Origin of the sequence: Burkholderia sp. Bp8998, assembly GCF_003854235.1 — a bacterium.
Taxonomy (GTDB): Bacteria; Pseudomonadota; Gammaproteobacteria; order Burkholderiales; family Burkholderiaceae; genus Burkholderia.
Genome location: NZ_QTQF01000001.1, coordinates 50,962 through 72,855, shown reverse-complemented (window position 1 = coordinate 72,855; position 21,894 = coordinate 50,962). Strand labels below are relative to the sequence as shown.

Sequence of the window (21,894 nt, the reverse complement as noted above, 5' to 3'; positions counted from 1 at the left end):
CGTCCTTCCCGGACACCCCGTCAAACGAGACCGTCATGCCCGATTCCGCTTCCCTGCAGCAGCTGTTTCCCGCCTATCAAGACATCCCCGCCGAGTTCCGGCTGGCCGCACCGATCCACCAGCGCGTGTCGCTGGTCGACGGCGAGCTGCGCCCGTGGGACGGCACGACCAAGACCGTGCTGTCGCCGGTGTGCGTGCGCCAGCCGGACGGCAGCGTCGCGCAGATGGAGATCGGCAGCTATCCGGTGATGGGCGAGACGGAAAGCGATGCGGCGCTCGACGCCGCGGTGCGCGCGTACGACTCGGGCCGCGGCGAGTGGCCGACGATGAAGGTCGAGCAGCGCATCGCGTGCATGCAGGACTTCATCAAGCGGATGGTCGCGCAGCGCGAGCTGGTCGTGAACCTGATCATGTGGGAGATCGGCAAGAGCCTCGCCGATTCGCAGAAGGAGTTCGACCGCACCGTCACGTACATGACGCAGACGATCGACGCGCTGAAGGAGCTCGACAACGCGAACTCGCGCTTCGTGATCGCGGAAGGCACGATCGGCCAGATCCGCCGCACGCCGCTCGGCGTCGTGCTGTGCATGGGGCCGTACAACTATCCGCTGAACGAAACCTTCGCGACGCTGATCCCCGCGCTGCTGATGGGCAACACCGTGGTGTTCAAGCCGCCGCAGTATGGCACGCTGCTGTTCGAGCCGCTGCTCGACGCGTTCCGCGACGCGTTCCCCAAAGGCGTGATCAACACGATCTACGCGCCGGGCGCGGTGGTCGTGCCGCACATGCTCGCATCGGGCAAGATCAACGTGCTCGCGCTGATCGGTTCGAGCAAGGTCGCCGATCACCTGAAGAAGCAGCATCCGAAGTCGCACCGGCTGCGCGCGATCCTCGGCCTCGACGCGAAGAACGCGGCGATCGTGCTGCCCGACGCCGATCTCGACCTCACCGTGAAGGAGTGCCTGCTCGGCGCGCTGTCGTTCAACGGCCAGCGCTGTACCGCGCTGAAGATGCTGCTGGTGCATCGCTCGATCGTCGACGAATTCCTGAAGCGCTTCACCGCCGCGCTCGAACAGCTGAAGATCGGCATGCCGTGGGAGAAAGGCGTCAGCATCACGCCGCTGCCGGGCATGCATCGCACCGCGTACATGACCGATGCGATCGACGACGCGAAGGCAAAGGGCGCGCAGGTCGTCAACCACTCGGGCGGCGAGTTCAGCAAGACGCTGTTCTACCCGGCCGTCGTGTATCCGGTGTCCGAAGGCATGAAGCTGTATCGCGAGGAGCAGTTCGGGCCGATCATTCCGGTCGCGCCGTTCGACGACGTGGAAACCGCGCTCGACTACGTGACGACGTCGGAGCACGGCCAGCAGGTCAGCATCTTCGGTTCCGATCCGGCGCAGATCGGCGCGCTCGTCGATCCGCTCGTAAACCAGGTGTGCCGCGTGAACATCAACTGCCAGTGCCAGCGCGGGCCGGACGTGTTCCCGTTCGCCGGGCGCAAGGATTCGGCGGAAGGCACGTTGTCGGTGACCGACGCGCTGCGCGCGTTCTCGATCCGCTCGATGGTCGCGGCGAAGCAGACCGACGCCAGCAAGCAGCTGCTCGATTCGATCGTGTCGGATCACCACTCGAAGTTCATCAACACCGGCTTCATTTTCTGACGCGCTGAAGCGGGTGCGTGCGATGCGATGAACCAGCCGCCGCGCGATCGCGCGGCGGCTTGCTCGCCTATACGAATGCGCGCGATACGTTCATACGTTCGACGCCAGCAGCCGGATCCCCGCCACGCCGAACACCACCGCGAGACACGCTTCCATCGCGCGCCGGCCGCGCACGTACAGCCGGCGTGCGCTGTCCGTCGAGAACACCAGCGCATAGCCGCCGAACACCAGGCATCCGATCGCGATGCAGCCCGGCACGACGGCGCCGTGCGACGCGCCCGCGCCGTTGGACGACAGCGCGACGATCGACACCCACACCAGGATGGCTTTCGGATTCGTCAGGTGCAGCATCGCGCCGCGCGCGTAGACGCGCGACAGCTTCTGATCGGGCGCCGCCTTCAGCGTGGCGGCCGCCTTGGCCGACCACGCGGTGCGGCCCGACTTGAACGCGAGCCACAGCAGGTACATGCCGCCGAACAGCTTGATCGCGACCAGCAGCTTCGACCATGCGAGCAGCGCGGCCGATACGCCCAGCGCGGCCACCGTCGCCCAGAACATCGAGCCCGAGATGACGCCAAGCGCGAATGCGAGCGCCGCCTTGCGGCCATGGTTCGCCGCGACCGACATGATCGCGAGGTTGCTCGGGCCGGGGCTGGCCGTGCCGACGAAATAAGCCGTGTAGGCCAGCAGCAGGTTGGCCGAGAAAAAGGCATGGACGCTCATGTCGAACCTCGCGGGGATGATGCGGAGATTGTTCGCAAACACGGCGCCGCTGCCCATGGACAGTTGTCCGGTTATTTGCTGGGCCAGTTGGGTGGCGCGTGATGCAGGGTGCGCATGCATCCGGCGTCACGCAAAAAAAACGTCTCGGATATGAAACATCCGGCGCATGCGTCGCGCGCTTCCATCATGCGGCGAGCGTCGTCGCGGCGCGCCGCGCGCAACCGGCCCGAGGCCGTGGGGCGCCGCCGACGCACATGCGCCGCGGCACGCCGCCGATTCGTCGACCGCATCACGCAGTTGGTTTTAACCCGACGTTACGTTACATCGCTGAAGCATTTCGACCGCCCGGACCCTGCCGCACAGCCGACCGTGATCGCGCGCGGCATATGGACGCCCGCCTCGATTTTCCGTGCGAGCCAGTATCGGCGGGACGCGGTGACCGCTGCGGCGCCCCGCGTCGACACGGCTCGACAATCGGCGTGCGGCACTGGTACGGAACCTGCATTCGCATTGCAGTGACAGCCGTGCCGCCGAACGGCGCGAACATGAACCCGGATCGCGATCCGTCCACCGGATACGCCCGAACGATCCACGCACGCAACGAGGCTCATCATGGATGCGCTGCCCAACTCGTCCGATACGTCGTTCCAGCTCTTTCTCGCGAAACTGCTCGAACAGCCGCAGCCCGAATGGACCGAAAAACAGCAAATGGAACTCGAGATGGCGCGCTCGCTGTCGACCCAGATGGTCCACTTCGCCGAAGGCATGCGCGGCGGCAACGCGGATCTCGCGCGCTGCCTCGTGCTGCTGCGCTACGCGAAGGTCCTCGACTTCATGCTGACGTCGCTCGCCGCACGCCGCGACATTCACCCGCAGACGCTGCGCACGCTGTTCCGGCTCGCGAACCTGAAGGTCGACGATGCCTATCCGGTGTGAGCGGGCATCGGGCAGCCCGATGCACCGCCTTCGCGGCGTTCGCGGCTAGCGCGCCGCCCGCCCCGCCATCCACTTCCGGTAACGCCGCGTCTGGCACTGCGCGGCGAGTTGCTGCGACACCAGCGCGCGCAGCGGCGACACGTCCGGATGCGTGCGCCGCCCGGCGCTCAACCGCTCGAGCTGGAACTTGACGACGGCCATGTTCGCCAGCGCGCCCAGCGCCTTGTTCTTCCACCGGATCGGCTGCAACGCCGGCGCGCTGTCCTTGCCGGCCTGCCAGTCGCGCGGCAGGTTCGGATCGATCGACAGCGCGGTCGCGATGCCGACCATCGCCACGCCGCTGGCGACCACCTGCTCGGCCACCGCGCGGCGCCGGATCCCGCCCGTGACCATCAGCGGCATGGCCGCGACGGCGGTGATGTCCCGTGCGAATTCGAGGAAATACGCTTCGCGGGCCAACGTGCGCCCGTCACGCGCCTCGCCCTGCATCGCCGGCACTTCGTAGCTGCCGCCCGACAGCTCGACGAGATCGACGCCGAGCGGATTCAGCAGTTCGACGACGCGCTTCGCATCGTCGGCGCTGAAGCCGCCGCGCTGGAAATCGGCCGAATTCAGCTTCACCGACACGACGAATTCCGGCGACACCGTCGCACGCACCGCGCGCACGATGTCGAGCAGCAGCCGCGCGCGGTGCTCGATGCTGCCGCCCCACGCGTCCTGCCGACGGTTCGTCAGCGGCGACAGGAACTGGCTCAGCAGGTAACCGTGCGCCGCGTGGATCTGCACGCCGGTGAAGCCGCTTTGCTCGGCGAGCTGCGCGGCGCGCACGAAGCGCTGCCGCACGTCGGCGATGTCGGCTTCCGTCATCTCCTTCGGCACCGGGAACTGCTTCGACAGCGCGCCGAGCGCGAGCGGCACGGCCGACGGCGCGAGCGTCGTCTGGCCGAGCGCCGCCTGCATCTGGCGCCCCGGATGGTTGATCTGCATCCACACGTGCGCGCCGCCGGAGCGCGCGACCCGCGCCCACCGCCGGAAGCGGTCGAGATGCGCGTCACTGTCGAGCACGACGCCGTTCGGCCCCGTCATCGCGCGGCCGTCCACCATCACGTTGCCGGTCAGGATCAGGCCGGCCCGGCCGTCCGCCCATGCCTGGTACAGGCGCAGCAACGCCTCGGACGGCGCGTGCTCCGCGTCGGCCATGTTCTCTTCCATCGCGGCCTTGGCGAGCCGGTTCGGGATCACCGCGCCATTGGGCAGTGTGAGGGGGGCAAACAGGTTCATGGTGACATCCTCGATTGACGATGCCCAACCATAACTTTAAAGTCAGCTTCAAGGTCAAGCCCCCTGGAGCACACCATGAAGATCGGTGAACTGGCGCGCGCCAGCGGCATCGCGGCGTCGCGCATCCGGTTCTACGAAGCGAGCGGCCTGCTCGAACCGGCGCGCCGGCAGGCGAACGGCTATCGGGAATACGGGCCGGAAGCGCTGACGCGACTCGCGATCATCGACCGCGCGCAACGCGCGGGTTTCGCGCTGGACGAGATCCGTGCGGTGCTGCCGCCCGATCTCGGCGCGTGGCCGCGCGACGAGCTGCTGCAAACGCTGCGGCACAAGGTCGACGAAATCGCGCTGCTCGAACAGCGGCTCGCGCAGAACCGGCGCAGCCTGCAGGCGCTGATCGACGAAATCGCGAACAAGCCCGCCGGCGAGGATTGCGCGGGCGCCGCGCAACGCATGCTCGACAAGCTGTGCAAGGAAGAGGCCGAGGCGGTATCGGCACCTGCATCGGTGCCGCCCCCACGGCCGATACGCAAGCGCGCGTGAGCGCACGGCGCGGCGACCTGATCGCGATCGCGTTTCCCGATCTCGATACGGCGCGCGTGGTACGAATCGGATGCCTACCGGCAGATCCAGCCGCTGCGCGCGCGGCACGCGAGCGGCCGGTTGATCCTGATCGACGGCGTGGATGAGCGGCACAAGGCGATGGACATCCTGCGCCGAGCCACGACGCCGGCGACGCGTGCGACGCTTACTTCGCGTGGCGCTCCATCGGCTCGCCGACGACGAAACCGCCGCCCTGGTAGCGTTGCGCGGGATCGTCATACTCGGCGGTCGGCGCCGTCATCGGGAACAGCCCCGCGAACTGCTCCGAGCTGTCCTGCGGCCGGAAGCCGAGGAAACCGGCCTTCGTGTTGTCCCACCACTTCACGGGGTTGTCCGACACGCCGTAGACGATCGCGTGCCCAACGCGGTTCGTCAGCAGCGAGCAACGCACGAGCTCGATGAAGTCGCGATAGCTGAGGAACGTGACGAGCATGCGCGGGTTCTTCGGCGCCTCGAACGACGAACCGATCCGCAGGCACACCGTCTCGATCCCGAAGCGGTCGAAGTAGTAGCGCGACAGCGACTCGCCGAAGCACTTCGTCACGCCATAGAGACTGTCCGGACGCTGCGGCGAATCGGCATCGAGCACTTCCGTGACCGGATGGAAACCGATCGCATGGTTCGAGCTCGCGAACACGACGCGCTTCACGCCGTGCTTGCGTGCGGCTTCGTACAGGTTGTACGTGCCGGTGATGTTCGCATCGACGAGATCGTCGAACGGCGCGTCGACAGAAATGCCGCCGAGGTGGACGATCGCATCGACGCCGTCGACGAGTTCCATCACCGCCGGCCGGTCGGCCAGGTCGACGACCCGGGTTTCTTCGTGCGGGGCTGCATCGCCCAGCGCGGCGATGTCGCTCACGCGCACGACGTCGGCCCAGTTCGCCAGCGCGCCGCGCACCTGACGGCCGAGGTTGCCGGCCGCGCCGGTCAGCAGCAGGCGCCCGAACGGCTTGCGTGCGCCGGTGGATGTGGCGTTCATCGAATCTCCTTGAATCGGTTCTGAGGTGTCCTTGACGCTGCCCGAAACCGGCGGAATCGGAAAACGTTTTCCAACTATACGCGGGACAAAAGCCGAACGTCAATGGCCGAACCTGCTCGTTGCCATCCGCACTTTCCCGATATCGGCCGGCGGCCGGACGCCGGCTTTTTCTGCCACAATCCGGTGCAATCGAACGAAAACGTTACCCTTCGGATGAAAAAAGTTTCCCCGACGATCCGCGACGTTGCCGCGGCAGCCGGCGTGTCGGTCGCGACGGTATCCAAGTACGTGAACGGCACGCAGCGCTTTTCGCCGGCCGTCGAGGCGCGGCTCAAGGAAGCGATCGAGCGGCTCGGCTACCGTTCGAACCCGCTCGCGCGCTCGATGATCACCGGGCGCACGCGCACCATCGGCCTCGTGATCCTCGACATCAGCAACCCGTACTTCACCAACGTCGTCAAAGGCGCGAACCGCGTCGCGCTCCAGCACGACTACACGTTGCTGCTCGTCGATACCGAAGAGAACCAGGCGCGCGAACGTTCGTTGATCGAGGCGCTCGCGCAGCGCGTCGACGGGCTGATCGTCAGCACGCGGATGCCCGACGAGGAAGCCGGCTGGATGCTCGACCTGCACAAGCCGCTCGTGCTGCTGCGGCGCAGCCCCGGCCTGCCGATTCCGAGCGTCGGCATCGACAACCGGCTCGCCACCTACATGCTCGCGCGTCACCTGCTCAACCTCGGCCATACGCGCATCGCGTACCTCGGCTTCGGGGCCGCGCGCGTGAACGACGAACGGATCCAGGGCGCGCGCGACTGCCTCGCCGAAGCGGGGCTCACGCTCGACGTGCACGACGCCCATGCGCCGACCGCCGACGCCGGCGAGCGCGCGTGTTCGCGCGTGCTGCTCGGGCCGCAGCGTCCGCAGGCCGTGATCTGCTACAACGACCTGATCGCGCTCGGCTTCATGAAGGAGGCCGCGTCGCTCGGGTTCCGGCTGCCGCAGGACGTATCCGTCGCCGGTATCGACAACGTGCCGTATGGCGAATACGCGGCGCCCGCGCTGACCACTATCGACATCCAGAGCGAAAACATGGGCGAGCTCGCGATGCAGAAGCTGATCGACGCGCTCGCCGGGCGCACCGACGCGAGCTATTCGACGTTCGAGCCGCGGCTGATCATGCGTGCGTCGACGGCCGCGGTCGGTTGAGCCGGTCGACTCGCGCGTTCGCCCCCTGCAGTCCTTCCAGCTGACGAGCGCCGCTTCCCGGCGCTTCAAATAAAAACGCGCCGCCTGCGGGCGGCGCGTTCGTATGCCGCGACGCGATCACGCGTCGAGCTTCGCGGGCTTCATCTTCGGCGTGAGCACGTGCATCACCGCCAGCGCGAGCAGGTAGGCCAGCGCGCCGATCGCGAACAGCACCCAGTAGTGGCCCGTGCGTTGCAGCACCTGGCCGATCACTTCCGAGAACAGCACACCGCCGATCGAACCCGCCATCCCGCCGATGCCGACCACCGACGCGACCGCGCGGCGCGGGAACAGGTCGGACGCCGTCGTGAACAGGTTCGCCGACCAGCCCTGGTGCGCGGCCGCGGCGAGGCCGACGATCAGCACCGCGATCCACAGGTTCTGCACCTGCGACACGAAGGCGATCGGCAGCACGCAGCACGCGCAGATCAGCATCGCCGTCTTGCGCGCGCCGTTCACGCTCCAGCCCGCGCGCAGCAGCGCTGACGACAGCCAGCCGCCGCCGATGCTGCCGACCGTCGTCAGCGCATAGATGCACACGAGCGGCAGGCCGATATGCTGCATGTCCATCCCGCGCGACTCGTTGAGCCACTTCGGCAGCCAGAACAGGTAGAACCACCACACCGGGTCGGTCAGGAACTTGCCGATCAGGAACGCCCACGTCTCGCGCTTGCGGATCAGTTCGCCCCAGCGCGGCGCACCGGCGTCCGCATTCGCCGCGTCGAGCGCTTCGGCTTCGTCGCGCGGCTCGTCGTACTCCGCGGCGAGCGCACGCGTGTCGGCCGTGCGATAGAGCACCAGCCACACCGCGAGCCACACGATGCCGATCGCGCCGACGATCACGAACGCCGAGCGCCACCCGTAGGCCACCGCGATCGCCGGGATGATCGCCGGTGCGAACACCGCGCCGATGTTCGCGCCCGAGTTGAAGATGCCGGTGGCGAGCGCGCGTTCACGGCGCGGAAACCATTCGGCCGTCGTCTTGATCGCGGCCGGGAAGTTGCCGCCCTCGCCGATCCCGAGCAGCGCGCGCACCGCCGCGAAGCCCATCACGGAGCCGACCGCCGCATGCAACATCGCCGCGATGCTCCACACCAGCATCGCGACCGCATACGAGATGCGCGTGCCGAGCCAGTCGACGATGCGCCCGAAGCCGAGCAGGCCGATCGCATAGAACGCGGAAAACGCCATCACGATCCGGCCGTACTGCACCTGGCTCCAGCCGATGTCGTGCTGGAGCATCGGCGCGAGCAGGCCGAGGATCTGTCGATCCATGTAGTTGATGACGGTCGCGAAGAACAGCAGCGCACAAACGATCCAGCGGTAGCGGCTGGCGGCCGCGCGCACCGCGCCGACGACGGCAGATTGCATGAGTGTCTCCGATGCGCGGCCGCGCCCGTCGCGCCGCCGCTGGATGTTGTCTGTCCGTGACCGGCGACGGGCGCCGGGGCGGGCGGCGGCCCGCCCCTTTCGTGGCACGGCCGCTCGTCCGTCGGGTTCTGGAAAACGTTTTTCAAAGGATAGGGCGTGGCCCGGTGCGGTGTCAGTCGGGGATTTCGATGAGTCATCTCAAAATTGGCCGCGCAAAAAGAGACGACTGTTTCGCAGAATGGCATTAACCGTTTTTCCGGGATTTTCCTGCGGGCGAAACGGGGCCATGACGCGGGCCGGCGGGTCGATGCACATGTCCGATTCCAGCCAGAACCGGCGGCGCGGATGGTTTACAGTCGTCGCATGCGCCTCGATCCCGACACCTGCTACGACGCCCTGCTTTCGCGGAACCGCCGCTTCGACGGCCGGTTCTTCGTCGGCGTGTCGACGACGCGCGTCTATTGCCGCCCCGTCTGCCCGGTGAAACCGCCGAAGGCGCGGAACTGCAGTTATTACCCGACCGCCGTCGCCGCGGAGAAAGCCGGCTTTCGGCCATGCATGCGCTGCCGGCCCGAGCTTGCGCCCGGTCACGGGCTGCTCGACCCGTCCGGCACTCTCGCCGACGCGGCCGCCACGCTGATCGACGACGGTTTCCTGAACGCGCGCTCCGTCGACGCGCTCGCGCAGCGAGTCGGCGTGACCGAGCGCCATCTTCGCCGCGCAGTTCGGCGTGTCGCCGAATGTGTGGCGCCTTCAAGGAGAAGCTTCGCGATGACTCCCGCTCATCTGATTCCGAGCCCGCTGGGCGACATCGCCATCCGTATCGAGGACGATGCGCTGACGGGCCTGTTTTTCGTTGGCCAGAAATACTATCCGTCGCTGGCGATCGTTGCGGACGCGGACACGGACACGGACGCACGCGTCGTGTCGCCACTCGCGCGCAAGGCTGCGGAAGAAATCGCCGAATATTTCACCGGCACGCGCGAAACCTTCTCGGTGCCGATTCATCTGCGCGGCACCGCGTTCCAGCGCAGTGTGTGGAAGGAACTGCTCGCGATTCCATTCGGCGAGCTCGTGTCGTACGGCGACATCACCGAACGCGTCGGACTGCCGATGAGCGCGGCGCGCGCCGTCGGTGGCGCGATCGGCCGCAACCCGGTGTCGATCATGGTGCCGTGCCATCGCGTGATCGGCGCGTCGGGCAGCCTGACCGGGTATGCAGGCGGGATTGAACGGAAACGCGCGTTGTTGTCGCTCGAAGGCGCGGGGTTCGCTCGCGGAGCGCGTTATCCGGTGCAGCAAACGCTCGCGTTCTGACGCCGCCCGTGGACCGTCAGGCGTGCGTCGTATGGCCTAGCCGTCGCTACGCTTGCGCATCGCATGCGCGACCCGCGCGTTCGCCTCGAACTTCGCGCGATGCGTCGAGAAGAACGTCCGCACGTTGCGCACGTTCGATGCGCCGGTGAACAGCCGCCGCGCGAACGCGTCGTATTCGGCGACGTCGGCCAGATCGGCCAGCACCACGAAATCCGGCCCCGGCGACACACGGTAGCACTGCGTGACCGCCGGCTCCGCACACACGTAGGCTTCGAACGCGTCGTAGTCCTCCGCCGTCTGCCGGTCGAGACTGATCTCGATCAACGCCGTGACGGCCGTGCCGATCGCAACCGGATCGAGCACCGCGACCTGGCGGCGGATCACGCCCGCTTCCGTCAGACGCCGCACGCGACGCATGCAGGTCGGCGGCGACGACAGCGCGCGCTCGGCGAGTTGCAGGTTCGATACCGATGCGTCGTCCTGCAGGATCGCGAGAATGCGCAGGTCGAGATCGTCGAGCGTAATGCCGGCCATCCGCGGCTCCTTCCGGTCATGGTGTGAAATTTAATTTCAACATGATATCTGATCGCTGGCTCGTTTCATTTATCGATCCATTTTGAAATTTAATTCCATTCGTGCGCCTCTACCATCGCTGTCACGGTCCAGACAGGACATTTACGGAGCGTGATATGTGTGGAATTGTCGGGGCGGTTGCCCAGCGGGACATCCTGCCGAACCTCGTCGACGGGCTGAAACGGCTCGAATACCGCGGCTACGACTCGTGCGGCGTCGTGGTCTATCGCGACCGTGCGCTGGCACGCGCGCGCAGCGTCGATCGCGTCGCCAACCTGCAGCGCGAGATCGCCGCACATGCGCTGTCGGGCTACACCGGCATCGCGCATACACGCTGGGCGACGCACGGCGCGCCCGTCACGCTCAACGCGCATCCGCACTTCTCGCCCAGCGACGACAATGCGCGCATCGCGCTGTCGCACAACGGGATCATCGAGAACTGCGATCAACTGCGCGCGGAACTCCAGGCGCACGGCTACGTGTTCGCGAGCCAGACCGACAGCGAGGCGATCGCGCACCTGATCGACCACCTGTACGACGGCGACCTGTTCGACGCGGTGCGCCGCGCCGTCGCGCGACTGCGCGGCAGCTATGCGATCGCGGTGATGTGCCGCGACGAGCCGCACCGGATCGTCGGTGCGCGTGACGGGATGCCACTCGTCGTCGGTGTCGGGGATGGCGAGAATTTCCTGGCGTCGGATGCGATCGCGTTGTCGGGTATCACCGATCGCATTGCTTACCTCGAGAACGGTGACGTTGCCGATATCCAGCTGCATCGTTACTGGATCGTCGATGCGGCCGGCCAGCGCGTCGAGCGCGCGGTGCAGCGGGTGGCCGCGCATAGCGGCGCGGCCGATCTCGGGTCGTATCGCTACTACATGCAGAAGGAAATCTTCGAGCAACCGCAGGCGGTGGCCGATACGCTGCTCGACGTCGCGTCGATCATGCCGGAGCTGTTCGGCGACGGCGCGTGGCGCGTGTTCAACGACGTCGATTCGGTGTTGCTGCTCGCGTGCGGCGGCAGTTATCACGCGGCGCTGACCGCGAAATACTGGATCGAGAGCATCGCGAAGCTGCCGGCGAGTGTCGAGATCGCGAGCGAGTTTCACTATCGCGACAGCGTGCCGAATCCGCGCACGCTGGTCGTCGCGGTGTCGCAGAGCGGCGAGACGGCCGACGTGCTCGGCGCCGTGCATGTCGCGAAGCAGCGCGGGATGATGCACACGCTCGCGATCTGCAACGTCGCGACGAGTGCGCTGATGCGCGAATGCGCGCTGCAGTTCGTCACGCGGGCGGGGATCGAGATCGGGGTGGCGTCGACGAAGGCTTTTACTACGCAGCTCGTGGCGTTGTTTCTGCTGACTTTGTCACTGGCGCAGGTGCGCGGGCGGTTGAGCGATGAGGAGGAGAAGGAGCATCTGCGTGCGCTACGGCATCTGCCCGATGCGATGTCGAAGGTGCTCGCATTGGAGCCGCAGATCATGGGTTGGTCGGAACTGCTCGCGCGACGCGACAACATGCTGTTTCTCGGGCGAGGGATGCATTATCCGATCGCGCTGGAAGGCGCGCTGAAGATGAAGGAGATTTCTTATATCCATGCGGAGGCTTATCCCGCGGGGGAGTTGAAGCACGGGCCGCTGGCGTTGGTCAGCAATGAAATGCCCGTTATTGCGGTGGCGCCGAATGATGCGCTTCTGGAAAAGCTCCGGTCCAACATGCATGAAGTCAGTGCGCGGAACGGCAGGCTTTTTGTGTTCGCGGATGTGGATTGCGGGTTGGTGCCGAGCGACGGGATCGAAGTGATTCGGCTCAATGAGTACTACGGGCCGCTGTCGCCGATTCTGCATACGGTGCCGATGCAATTGCTGGCTTATCACGCGGCGTTGGCGAGGGGGACGGATATCGATAAGCCGAGGAATCTGGCGAAGTCGGTGACGGTGGAGTGATGATAGAGCGGTATGCCGCTCTATTGGCAATCCGGATTAGAAGCGTTTACACGTCAACGTTTCTAATCCGTCTAGAACCAGTTTTTGTCTCCAAACACTTGTTTTTGTTACGTAAACGCTTCTAATCCTGCAACGAAAAATTACCCACTTCAGAGGGGAAATTCCGAAAAAGTTTCACCGAAATGATTCCATCAAGCGGGGGTTCGGGGCATCGCCCCCGGTCTCATGCCGTTAGCCCCGTGGCTCCAAATAGACGCGCCTCCACCTCCCGTAGCAGATTTTCCCCATAAAAAACGGGGGCGAAAAGAAGTGGGCCGAGCACCTACCTCCCAGAGCCCGGAGCATGTAGCCCTCTCCGGCGCAGTCAGGTACCGAGTTTCCATGGCAGCAGAGCCTGAAGGTGCTGATTTCTAATAGTTCTGTTGACGAAGGCGCGGAAAGTTCTGCTTACAAGGCATACCGGTCATGAATCGCGACCCATACTTCTCGCTATATCTCAGGGGACGCGCCTACCGTGAATTCACCTGCAGTACGATGTTCAGCTACCCACGCAGATATCCACGGGCAATCAATTGGCGTTGAACCACGCGACGGTTCCACGTCGTTTGTTCCTGGTCCGGTTATTCCTTCTGCCCAATTCGGCAGTCTTTCATTTCTGTAACGGCAAATCCGACAACAACTTGAGCGGCCGGCGTGCGTCTTCAGTAACGCCGGCCACAAGAAACTCACGCTTTGTGCTCAAACTCCCAGAGAGCGGACTGTGGGCGATACGCTCCAGTCTTGTCCGGAGCGAAGACGTCAGGCATGCGCTCACCCTGTTGAACCAGCACGCCAGGAACGTGGCTTTCCAGATGCCGTTCCGGGGCAGACCTGACCGGTGTGCACCATCTGCGGGGCGATGACTATGGGCGATGCAGTGGCAGGTTCCGTAATCGTCCCCGCGAAATTTACCGAGTTCTTCCGGTCGACAATGTGCTCACCCAACGAAGAGTCATTCAGCTCTAGGCGGTCAACAAGGGCAACGGCCTCAACAGCCCAGTAGCCGAAAATGGTTCCACGTTCATCCGAAACGTCGGAGTGTCATGTCTTTATTGAGCCAAGAGTCTGCGACGCCACCAGCTTCGGCAGTGGCTCACACTTGCATTGGCACAAATCGTTCTCCAATGCGACCTGCTTATGATGACGCCCGTCGTGCCACAGGCGGGACACTGAACTGTGGCGCCCAGATAAGCGAAAGGCTGACCTTGAAACGAGGTCCCGGCGATACCGTCAATCACAACCCCGTTGCGGTCAGTCTTATCGCCCTGACGAATGAACCGTCGGCTCATACAGGAAGCCCCTTGGACGGAGCCTCGGCATTGCATGCACGTTCGATATTTTCGGGCCACACCGGTTCGCGGCAAGTCAGTTGGGCGAACCACTGCATCAGGGAGAAAACGAATGCTGGAAGTACGCCAATCCCCATTACCAGCCACACCATCGGATTGCGCGAGTTAGTCAGGGCAGACCAGCCTTCAAAATTCAACCTAAGCGAATTGCGCAGGGAGGCCCCCCTCGGCAGGAACTCAGTCACGGGCGGCACGGAAGCGGGGCCTTCCTCCATAAATCGCCGGTAGAACTCGAAGTCCTGGTAAAGGATTTTCATGACCTCCTGGCCTCCCACACTGCTCTCATCGAATGCCAAGACGACTCGTGTTCCTACCGAAAACGTGTCCTTAACCAGTCCCTTTTCGTCAAGAACAAGGCAGCGAACCATACGCGGCGTGGTGCGCGCTAGGCCCTGTCTGGGTTTGCGTTCAACGTACAGGAAGGCACTATCCCAGGGTACCGATACAACCCCGCCAGGGCCATTGTGCTTGAACGCATAAATCATCCGGTTGCGCCGGTCAAAGCGGACGGGTTTGCTGATGTAGTTGAAACAGTCGCGCGTCAATGCCCAAATGCCAAGCCCCGAGAAACAAAGCGCGACCAACAGGAAAAAGCCAAGCGCACCGTACATGAGACCCTGTTGTCCTCGCTGCTCGTAGATTGGGGGTAGGTGGGTCATCAGCCAAAGAATAAACGCGAGAGCCGCCAATGAGCCGAGCCCTGGCAACATAAACGCAAAGACTCCCCAGCCCTTCTCCGAATAGGTTCCATTGCGGACCTCGAGGCAGGTATCGCTCATCGAGAACACCGAACGGTCATCCTTGGGTGTGTCAGACGCAGGCTGTCCGATTGCCAGGCGAGCAGCCTGTTCTTCCTCGCTGACCGGCCGCTTCAGGCGGTACCACGAGAGTCCATCAAATGCCATCTCTTTTCTCCATCACGAAAGCATTGCCGCAAATGCCTTTTGGTCTTCGGCCAGAGTCGGAAACCGGTCTTTGGCCTCTTTCAACCCAAAAAAGCATCGTTCAAGCCACTCATCCACTTCCTTTCCTTTGAAGTAGTTGATGAGGATACCAATGAGGGCAGCGATAAGTAGAAGTGGCAAGGCAACGACAGCCGCAGCGGAGGCAGAGAGGAAGAGGACGGAGAAAGCGAGAGCAAGACCTACAAACCCTGACGCTGTATCCAGGATAAACATTGTTGCGTTGCCCTCCTTCGCATCCTGCCCGGCGTGATAGAAGTCAATCGCCGCAGATACGAGTCCGACCGCTGCGCCGCCAAACTTTCCGGCGAACTCGAGGGCGCCTGCCAATCCACGCCAGCCAGCACCCAACTGAGCACCCGCCTTTTCGAACGCGCCAATTGTAGCGGAGCCATATTGCGCAACGCCCGCCACGAGCCCACCGATAGCGTTGTCGAACTTGATGCCAGCTTCCGTTTGATTGAACCGGTTCGACTTCTTCAACTCTTCACGAGCAAAACGAAGATTGATGGCACTGAATATCGCCCCGATGCCAGCAAACCCAGGTTCCCCCTTCGTCATAAGCCGGAATTTCGGCATGTAAATCGTCTCGACCACGTCGGGCGTCAGCGTCGCGCTGGCCAACTTCTCGAAGCCGGGTTTTGCCTTGACGCTTGCCAGGGCAGCGGCCTCTGTCGCCGGGCTTTCGACTGGCACGAACTGCTTCGCCTTGATTTCCGGGTCGACGCCTCCCCCGACAGAGGCCTTGTCCTGAAGCTGCTTCTTCAGGTCCTGCACGCTGATTTTCTGCCGGCCCGGCATCATCTCCTGCATCTGACGGGCGATGTAGTTCACCCACTGGTTTACCGAACCGTATACCCCATCGAAATTGACAAGTCCCCGAAAAGCCTTGCCTGGCGTGCGTAAACGCTTCTAATCCGGATGCCCGAAATTCATGCACTTTTTCATTCGCGTGTCAGTTTCGGCAACGCGACGAGGAATCAAAAGCGTTTACGCTTTCGCCAACCCATTGAGGTAGCGGAAGATTTCTCACTCCCCCGGCCTGCGGCCGATCGTGTAACGACTTCTAATCCGGATAGCCACTATCAGGCGTCTGGAGAGGGCCTGAGAAACACGGCTACTGCGTGCCACATTCCAGAATGGCGTCGACGTGGCGCGCCAGCAATACTTCATTTATTCGACGAACACCCCTTGCGGACCGGGCAAGCGTGTAAATCTGCTCGCCCTGCAACACCCTCTCTCCAGTCAACGAGCAGATTCCGCACTTCCTCGCCGTTGTGCGGTGCCACGTCTGGCAGCCGAAGTATCCACGGCAAGGATGGCCCCAGGCCAACGAGACGGTGTGATCGGACAATCGCTCAAGAATGCGAATTTGCACGTCTTCCGGCCAACGTATATCAAGAATTCGGCGTGCATTGCACCTGTCACGGCCCGCGGAAACCTGCGCGCGGGGACTGCCATTCTCTGACAGGAGCGTGACGACATGCATCCACGGAGAATTTCCATCGAACTCACCCACCGTCGCCTCCGCTCTCTCAAAGACGGCTCACACACGAATCAGTACTGCCAATATTTTTTCAGTGGAATTTGCATCGACATAGCATCGGCCGACCGAACATGTGCCGCAAAGGCCGGCAGAAACGATACGAGACTCGGTTGAGGAAAGGGCAGTATCGTCCTATCCTGCACTTTCCTCGGAGGCAGGATCAGCGTTGAACGAATGCCAGCAGCTCGGCGTTGAGGACATCCGCGTTGACCGTCAGCATGCCGTGGGAGAAGCCCGGATATGTTTTCAGCGTTCCGTTTTTAAGCAGCTTGATGGACTTCAGCGCTGCGTCGCCGATTGGAACAATCTGGTCGTCTTCACCATGCAGCACGAGCGTCGGTACCGAAATTTCCTTCAAGTCGGCTGTCTGGTCCGTTTCGGAGAACGCCTTGATGCCCTCGTAGTGCGCCTTCGCGCTACCCATCATTCCTTGACGCCACCAATTCTGAATAACGCCTTGATGCACGGTCGCGCCTTCCCTGTTGAAGCCATAAAACGGACCGGCCGGCAAGTCGATAAAGAATTGCGCCCGGTTCGCCGCCAGTGCGGCGCGGAGACCGTCGAACACGTCGATCGGAAGACCCTCCGGGTTCGACTCTGTCTTCAGCATCAAAGGCGGAACTGCACTGACGAGTACAGCCTTTGCAACACGCCCGGCTGGCTCACCGTGCTTCGCGACGTACCGCGCGACTTCGCCGCCGCCCGTCGAGTGTCCGATATGAATGGCGTTCTTCAGATCGAGCGCTTCCACGACCGCAAACGCGTCGGCTGCGTAATGGTCCATGTCGTGGCCTTCCGAGACCTGCGACGAACGTCCATGACCTCGGCGGTCGTGTGCCACAACGCGATATCCCCGCTGAACAAAGAACAGCAACTGGGCGTCCCAATCGTCCGACGATAGAGGCCAGCCGTGATGGAAAACGATGGGCTGCGCGTCCTTAGGACCCCAATCCTTGTAGAAAATCTCTACCCTATCTTTGGTTGTGACGAACGGCATGGTAATCCTCTCTCGATTGAACAGTTTTGACTTTCGTCCGCACCTTGCGACCAAGGCGACCACCTTCAAACGCTCCGGCGAGCCGGAGGCTTCAGCCCATCCGCTCGCCAAGCACCATCCGGAGGACGGCGCCCACATCACACTCCCAACCCTGCCCCCTCCCCGGTCATCGCTGGAGCAGGCTTCACCGAAGTCAAGCAGACCACGCCGAATTACGTATTACGCTGCAGAAATTGCCTGGACAGAAGGTCGGATCCTTGTCTGCAATGACATCAGCCTTGACGTTCCCGAACGTTGTATCGGATTTGTGCTTGATTCCGTCATAGAACGCTTGAATGATGTCTTCCTTGAAATGTTCGGTTCGGGGATGTTGCCGCACGACGGACTCACGCTCCTCGTCGCTGTACTCCGGATAGGTCAAGCCCAGCACGTCCATTTCAACGCCGGCAGTGACAAGTGCGATGACCGGGCTCATATGCTGCGGGATACCGGGCGTGGTATGCAGCGCAATCGCCGTCCAGACCGTATCGATATCGGCCTGCGCGATGCCGTTACGCTTCAGGAAGTCCCGTGCCGCATTGGCACCATCGACTTCGAACCGTTCGTTGCTGCTGCTGTGTTTTTTCGTCAAGCCCATGTCGTGGAACATGCAACCACAATAGAGCAGTTCAGGGTCGAACTTGAGCCCACGATGCTTGCCGGCGAGCGCACCGAAGTAGAAGACTCGGCTCGAGTGATGAAACAGGAGCGGTGGCGCAGTTTCCCTCACAATTTCCGTTATCTCGCGAGCCATCTTGCTATCCGGTATAGCAACATTGTTGACGCTGAAAGTCATTCGAGTATCTCCGGTTGTCCTGCTCCCAAAAGCTCAGCCTTACTTGGTGACTTCAGGCTCCGACCGCGCTGCACTGGAGACTTTCGCATCGAGAGACTCGAGTGCCGCCGAAACACCAGCGCCATATGCCGGGTCGGCCTTCGTACAGTGCTCGATGTGCAGGTCACGGACAGGCCTGGAGACGCCATACATCGCCCGAGCCGTGTTATCGAACAGTGCCTGCTGCTGGGCCTTCGTCATCAAACGGAACAGGTCACCGGGCTGTGAGTAATAGTCATCGTCGACGCGATGGTTCCAGTGGTCAGCCGCCCCCTCGATCGACAGCGGCGGCTCGCTGAAATCCGGCTGGTCAAGCCATGCTCCCTTCGTATTCGGATTGTAGGGAGTCGTGCCGCCCTGATTGCCGTCCACACGCAGAACGCCGTCACGGTGATAGCTGTTGGTATGCGTGGCAGCGCGCGGCGCGTTCACGGGAATCTGAAAGTGATTGACCGTCAATCGGTATCGCTGCGCGTCACCGTAGGAAAAAAGACGCCCCTGCAGCATCTTGTCCGGGGAAAAGCCGATTCCCGGGACGACGTTCGCGGGATTGAATGCAACCTGCTCCACGTCGGCGAACCAATTCTCTGCGTTACGGTTCAGTTCGAAGTACCCGACTTCGATGAGCGGATAATCCTTCTTCGACCAGACCTTGGTCAGGTCGAACGGGTTCACCTTGTATGCGGAAGCTTCTTTCTCGGGCATGACCTGAAAGTACATCTTCCACCTCGGAAACTGTCGAGCCTCTATGCTCTCGTAGAGGTCACGGTGGTGGCTCTCGCGGTCGGAGCCCGCAATCTGCATGGCTTCCTCGTCGGTCAGGTTTTCGATTCCCTGTTCGCTTCGCATATGGAACTTCACCCAGAACCGTTCGTTGCTCGCATTGATGAGGCTGAACGTATGGCTTCCAAAGCCATGCATGTGCCGGTACGAGCGCGGAATACCGCGGTCGCTCATCACGACCGTGACCTGATGCAAAGCCTCCGGTAACTGTGTCCAGAAATCCCAGTTGCTTTCGGCATTTCGCAGGCCGGTTCTCGGGTCACGCTTGATGGCATGGTTAAGGTCAGGGAACTTCAGCGGGTCTCTCAAGAAAAAGACCGGCGTATTGTTCCCCACCAAATCCCAATTCCCCTCTTCCGTATAAAACTTCAACGCGAAGCCGCGAATATCTCTCTCGGCGTCTGCCGCCCCTCTCTCTCCGGCAACCGTCGAGAAACGGGCAAACATCTCAGTCGTTTTCCCGATGTTCGAGAATATTTTCGCCCGCGTGTATCGCGTGACGTCATGTGTCACCGTAAAGGTGCCGAAGGCGCCCGACCCTTTCGCATGCATGCGGCGCTCCGGGATGACCTCCCGGTCGAAATGAGCCAGCTTTTCGAGAAACCACACATCTTGTAGCAGCGCGGGACCACGGGGTCCGGCGGTTTGAGTGTTCTGGTTGTCGGGAACCGGTGCACCAAAAGCCGTAGTGAGCTTGCTCATCATGAACCTCGTCAGATTGTTACCGTTGAGTTGTTCGCGGCGAATGTCATCGGCTATCGCGCAGCCCCCGTCACCGCGGTCTTGCCTGACGACCTCGCCGGGGTCGCGCTTTGCCTCGGACAAGCGAGACGACTGGATTCGGCAATGGCAAATTTCTTGATCGCAACCACGATATCGAAAACCCGAAAACGAGTCCTGTATGCGGCCTGACGCATCCTGAAAAAAGCAGGCAGACTATTCGATTCGGCCAGACGCGACAGGATTCAGAGAAGACCACCACCTGATCATCGGTATCAAGCAGGGTAGCGCCTGCGTCGGAATTCATACCTTGCAAACACGCCCGACTTTTAAAAATAAGCACACCGACAATCCACCCGCAGCCATTATTTCGAATGCTTTCCATATCGAAAGCTTTGTTAAAATTGCATGCCTTTCATTTATCGAAAATTAACATCTTATAACTAGATATTCCGGCTTTCAGGTCTAACAATCGGTTCTTGCTGCGCCGCCACACAGGAGCGCCTTACAACGACAGCGTTGTGGAGCATTGCGATGGTCACACTACCTGATAGCGATTATGAGTTCGGTAAGACCGTCGTCTCAGCGCATCGGCGCGAGCTGGTGCACGGAGGCAAGAGGGTCGAGATTGGCAACAGAGCATTCGACCTCCTTTTGCTGTTGCTCGAAGAACGCGGCGTGGCGGTCAGCAAGAACAGAATCATGGAGGCGGTGTGGCGCGGGCGTATCGTCGGGGAGAACGCCCTGGAAGCTCAAATTTCGTCGCTGCGACGTGCTTTGTCTGAAGACCGGAAAGCGATTGTCACCGTCGCGGGACGCGGGTATCAATTCGTCGGTCAATTGCGCGAAGCATCCGAACCCGCTCCCGGTCCGGCCTTTACTTGTACCTCGCCTTACCGAGACAGCCGCAAGCCTCGGATCCCCCAATACACCTCTCGCTGGTTCGGACGCGAAGCCGACAAAATGGCGATTGCAGGTCGACTGGAAACTTCACGCCTGGTGACGCTGGTCGGCGCAGGAGGGGTCGGAAAAACCAGACTTGCAGTTGAAGCGGCGAGTCAGCTTGCGCATCGATTTCCGGACGGCGTTTGCATCGTCCAGGTCGGTTCGATCACCACCCCGGACGAGCTTCCGTCTCTCATCGCATCGGCGCTGATTCCGTACGTTCCCGACGGGGCGACCCAGCTGCGGTTTCAGTGCATTGAAGGCAAGCACATCCTGATACTGCTCGACAACTGCGAACATCTTCTCGGCCCGATTTCCGAACTTTCCGAGACGCTTTTGGAGGCGACCTCAACGGTTCGCTTACTGGCTACGAGTCGTGAGGCGCTGCGGGTTCGGAACGAATCAGTAGTGCCGGTTTCTCCTCTTGAGCTTCCCCCTGACGAAGCAATCGATGACGTAGAGCGCTATCCCTCCGTGGCCCTGCTTCTCGACCGTGTCGGGGATGCATTTGTCATGTCCGACCGCCGCGCCATGATGGCCGCCGCCAGAATCTGCAAAGCGCTCGATGGCGTGCCACTTGCTATCGAGTTGTCCGCGGAATGCGTACCGGCGTTGGGATTCGATGGCGTCGCCGAGCAATTGAAGAATCGGTTCGAACTCCTGATACACGGTTTCCGTACGTCTCCATCTCGACACAAGACGCTTCGCGCTTCAATCGATTGGAGTTACGAGCCCCTTTCTCAATCCTGCAAGACCGTTTTGAATGCGCTGAGCGTATTCGACGAACCATTCACGTTGACTGCCGCGCATCGCACGGTGAGCTGTGGCGAGATGTCCGAATTGAAGGTCACATCTTCGATAATCGAGTTGGTCGAAAAATCACTCGTGACCCCCGTCCCCCAGTCCAACCCTGTCGCGTATCAACTGTCGAATACCGTACGAGCCTACGCAGACGAGAAACTGCGGGTGGGCCGTACGGAGCAATAATACGGCGGTCAAGGACCCGACAGCACCGCCCTCCTGACTTGGGGACGACGG

The 21,894-nt window shown here is 62.3% G+C and carries 18 protein-coding genes and 3 pseudogenes; 9 read left to right on the top strand and 12 right to left on the bottom strand.

Annotated elements, in window-relative coordinates; genetic code table 11:
* The first annotated feature begins 35 nt into the window (after positions 1–35).
* Positions 36–1,664, top strand: coding sequence for an NADP-dependent glyceraldehyde-3-phosphate dehydrogenase (locus DIE06_RS00320; protein WP_124659639.1), 1,629 nt, complete (start codon positions 36–38; stop codon positions 1,662–1,664).
* Between the two features lie 90 nt (positions 1,665–1,754).
* Here the strand turns inward: DIE06_RS00320 and DIE06_RS00315 are convergent, their stop codons facing one another.
* On the bottom strand, positions 1,755–2,387 hold the full coding sequence (locus DIE06_RS00315; protein ID WP_124659638.1) for a LysE family translocator: 633 nt from the start codon (positions 2,385–2,387) through the stop codon (positions 1,755–1,757).
* A gap of 612 nt (positions 2,388–2,999) precedes the next feature.
* Between DIE06_RS00315 and DIE06_RS00310 the strand changes: the two genes are divergently transcribed.
* Positions 3,000–3,323 (top strand): hypothetical protein, encoded by a 324-nt coding sequence (locus DIE06_RS00310; RefSeq protein ID WP_006756972.1) that lies wholly within the window; start codon positions 3,000–3,002, stop codon positions 3,321–3,323.
* Between the two features lie 45 nt (positions 3,324–3,368).
* On the opposite strand, the gene DIE06_RS00305 is transcribed toward DIE06_RS00310, so the two are convergent.
* Complete coding sequence (locus DIE06_RS00305; RefSeq protein WP_124659637.1) at positions 3,369–4,604, bottom strand: NADH:flavin oxidoreductase/NADH oxidase family protein; 1,236 nt, start codon at positions 4,602–4,604, stop codon at positions 3,369–3,371.
* Between the two features lie 75 nt (positions 4,605–4,679).
* On the opposite strand from DIE06_RS00305, the gene DIE06_RS00300 reads away from it, so the two are divergent.
* The gene (locus DIE06_RS00300) at positions 4,680–5,147 is read left to right on the top strand and encodes a MerR family transcriptional regulator (RefSeq protein ID WP_124659636.1); all 468 of its coding nucleotides are present in this window, start codon (positions 4,680–4,682) and stop codon (positions 5,145–5,147) included.
* 11 nt (positions 5,148–5,158) lie between these two features.
* Positions 5,159–5,321: pseudogene (locus DIE06_RS00295) on the top strand (DUF1330 domain-containing protein); the annotation flags it as partial.
* A 31-nt stretch (positions 5,322–5,352) separates the two neighbouring features.
* Here DIE06_RS00295 and DIE06_RS00290 read toward each other — a convergent pair.
* A complete protein-coding gene (locus tag DIE06_RS00290) occupies positions 5,353–6,189 on the bottom strand; it encodes an NAD(P)-dependent oxidoreductase (RefSeq protein WP_124659635.1) in 837 nt (278 codons plus the stop codon).
* Positions 6,190–6,291: 102 nt separating this feature from the next.
* Here DIE06_RS00290 and DIE06_RS00285 point away from each other — a divergent pair, with 102 nt between their 5' ends.
* Positions 6,292–7,395, top strand: a complete 1,104-nt coding sequence (locus DIE06_RS00285) for a LacI family DNA-binding transcriptional regulator (protein WP_124659634.1) — start codon at positions 6,292–6,294, stop codon at positions 7,393–7,395.
* 117 nt (positions 7,396–7,512) lie between these two features.
* Here the strand turns inward: DIE06_RS00285 and DIE06_RS00280 are convergent, their stop codons facing one another.
* Positions 7,513–8,805, bottom strand: coding sequence for an MFS transporter (locus tag DIE06_RS00280; RefSeq protein ID WP_124659633.1), 1,293 nt, complete (start codon positions 8,803–8,805; stop codon positions 7,513–7,515).
* A 345-nt stretch (positions 8,806–9,150) separates the two neighbouring features.
* On the opposite strand from DIE06_RS00280, the pseudogene DIE06_RS00275 reads away from it, so the two are divergent.
* Positions 9,151–9,525, top strand: a pseudogene (locus tag DIE06_RS00275) (Ada metal-binding domain-containing protein); the annotation flags it as partial.
* A 51-nt stretch (positions 9,526–9,576) separates the two neighbouring features.
* Positions 9,577–10,122 (top strand): methylated-DNA--[protein]-cysteine S-methyltransferase, encoded by a 546-nt coding sequence (locus DIE06_RS00270; RefSeq protein WP_124660034.1) that lies wholly within the window; start codon positions 9,577–9,579, stop codon positions 10,120–10,122.
* 36 nt (positions 10,123–10,158) lie between these two features.
* Here the strand turns inward: DIE06_RS00270 and DIE06_RS00265 are convergent, their stop codons facing one another.
* Entirely contained in the window at positions 10,159–10,656 is a 498-nt protein-coding gene (locus DIE06_RS00265) for an Lrp/AsnC family transcriptional regulator (RefSeq protein WP_124659632.1), read from the bottom strand.
* A gap of 155 nt (positions 10,657–10,811) precedes the next feature.
* Between DIE06_RS00265 and glmS the strand changes: the two genes are divergently transcribed.
* Entirely contained in the window at positions 10,812–12,641 is a 1,830-nt protein-coding gene (gene glmS / locus DIE06_RS00260) for a glutamine--fructose-6-phosphate transaminase (isomerizing) (protein ID WP_124659631.1), read from the top strand.
* A 1,080-nt stretch (positions 12,642–13,721) separates the two neighbouring features.
* Here the strand turns inward: glmS and DIE06_RS38775 are convergent.
* From DIE06_RS38775 to DIE06_RS00225, 7 genes and pseudogenes are all read right to left on the bottom strand, one after another.
* Positions 13,722–13,969, bottom strand: a pseudogene (locus DIE06_RS38775) (PAAR domain-containing protein).
* Positions 13,966–14,934 (bottom strand): DUF6708 domain-containing protein, encoded by a 969-nt coding sequence (locus tag DIE06_RS00250; protein WP_124659630.1) that lies wholly within the window; start codon positions 14,932–14,934, stop codon positions 13,966–13,968. The pseudogene DIE06_RS38775 and the gene DIE06_RS00250 overlap by 4 nt, the downstream one beginning before the upstream one ends.
* Before the next feature lie 12 nt (positions 14,935–14,946).
* On the bottom strand, positions 14,947–15,825 hold the full coding sequence (locus DIE06_RS00245) for a hypothetical protein (RefSeq protein ID WP_260433499.1): 879 nt from the start codon (positions 15,823–15,825) through the stop codon (positions 14,947–14,949).
* Between the two features lie 283 nt (positions 15,826–16,108).
* Complete coding sequence (locus DIE06_RS39500; RefSeq protein WP_409364480.1) at positions 16,109–16,480, bottom strand: DUF3331 domain-containing protein; 372 nt, start codon at positions 16,478–16,480, stop codon at positions 16,109–16,111.
* A gap of 217 nt (positions 16,481–16,697) precedes the next feature.
* Positions 16,698–17,534, bottom strand: coding sequence for an alpha/beta fold hydrolase (locus DIE06_RS00235; RefSeq protein WP_124659628.1), 837 nt, complete (start codon positions 17,532–17,534; stop codon positions 16,698–16,700).
* A gap of 193 nt (positions 17,535–17,727) precedes the next feature.
* Positions 17,728–18,369, bottom strand: a complete 642-nt coding sequence (locus tag DIE06_RS00230; RefSeq protein WP_124659627.1) for an HD domain-containing protein — start codon at positions 18,367–18,369, stop codon at positions 17,728–17,730.
* A 39-nt stretch (positions 18,370–18,408) separates the two neighbouring features.
* Positions 18,409–19,893, bottom strand: coding sequence for a catalase (locus tag DIE06_RS00225; protein ID WP_124659626.1), 1,485 nt, complete (start codon positions 19,891–19,893; stop codon positions 18,409–18,411).
* A gap of 552 nt (positions 19,894–20,445) precedes the next feature.
* On the opposite strand from DIE06_RS00225, the gene DIE06_RS00220 reads away from it, so the two are divergent.
* On the top strand, positions 20,446–21,843 hold the full coding sequence (locus DIE06_RS00220) for a winged helix-turn-helix domain-containing protein (protein WP_124659625.1): 1,398 nt from the start codon (positions 20,446–20,448) through the stop codon (positions 21,841–21,843).
* Positions 21,844–21,894 lie beyond the last annotated feature (51 nt).

Coding starts and splice junctions, on each gene's coding strand:
- DIE06_RS00320 (WP_124659639.1), top strand. CDS start 36: ATGCCCGATTCCGCTTCCCTGCAGCAGCTGTTTCCCGCCTATCAAGAC.
- DIE06_RS00315 (WP_124659638.1), bottom strand. CDS start 2,387: ATGAGCGTCCATGCCTTTTTCTCGGCCAACCTGCTGCTGGCCTACACG.
- DIE06_RS00310 (WP_006756972.1), top strand. CDS start 3,000: ATGGATGCGCTGCCCAACTCGTCCGATACGTCGTTCCAGCTCTTTCTC.
- DIE06_RS00305 (WP_124659637.1), bottom strand. CDS start 4,604: ATGAACCTGTTTGCCCCCCTCACACTGCCCAATGGCGCGGTGATCCCG.
- DIE06_RS00300 (WP_124659636.1), top strand. CDS start 4,680: ATGAAGATCGGTGAACTGGCGCGCGCCAGCGGCATCGCGGCGTCGCGC.
- DIE06_RS00290 (WP_124659635.1), bottom strand. CDS start 6,189: ATGAACGCCACATCCACCGGCGCACGCAAGCCGTTCGGGCGCCTGCTG.
- DIE06_RS00285 (WP_124659634.1), top strand. CDS start 6,292: ATGGCCGAACCTGCTCGTTGCCATCCGCACTTTCCCGATATCGGCCGG.
- DIE06_RS00280 (WP_124659633.1), bottom strand. CDS start 8,805: ATGCAATCTGCCGTCGTCGGCGCGGTGCGCGCGGCCGCCAGCCGCTAC.
- DIE06_RS00270 (WP_124660034.1), top strand. CDS start 9,577: ATGACTCCCGCTCATCTGATTCCGAGCCCGCTGGGCGACATCGCCATC.
- DIE06_RS00265 (WP_124659632.1), bottom strand. CDS start 10,656: ATGGCCGGCATTACGCTCGACGATCTCGACCTGCGCATTCTCGCGATC.
- glmS (WP_124659631.1), top strand. CDS start 10,812: ATGTGTGGAATTGTCGGGGCGGTTGCCCAGCGGGACATCCTGCCGAAC.
- DIE06_RS00250 (WP_124659630.1), bottom strand. CDS start 14,934: ATGGCATTTGATGGACTCTCGTGGTACCGCCTGAAGCGGCCGGTCAGC.
- DIE06_RS39500 (WP_409364480.1), bottom strand. CDS start 16,480: ATGCATGTCGTCACGCTCCTGTCAGAGAATGGCAGTCCCCGCGCGCAG.
- DIE06_RS00235 (WP_124659628.1), bottom strand. CDS start 17,534: ATGCCGTTCGTCACAACCAAAGATAGGGTAGAGATTTTCTACAAGGAT.
- DIE06_RS00230 (WP_124659627.1), bottom strand. CDS start 18,369: ATGACTTTCAGCGTCAACAATGTTGCTATACCGGATAGCAAGATGGCT.
- DIE06_RS00225 (WP_124659626.1), bottom strand. CDS start 19,893: ATGAGCAAGCTCACTACGGCTTTTGGTGCACCGGTTCCCGACAACCAG.
- DIE06_RS00220 (WP_124659625.1), top strand. CDS start 20,446: ATGGTCACACTACCTGATAGCGATTATGAGTTCGGTAAGACCGTCGTC.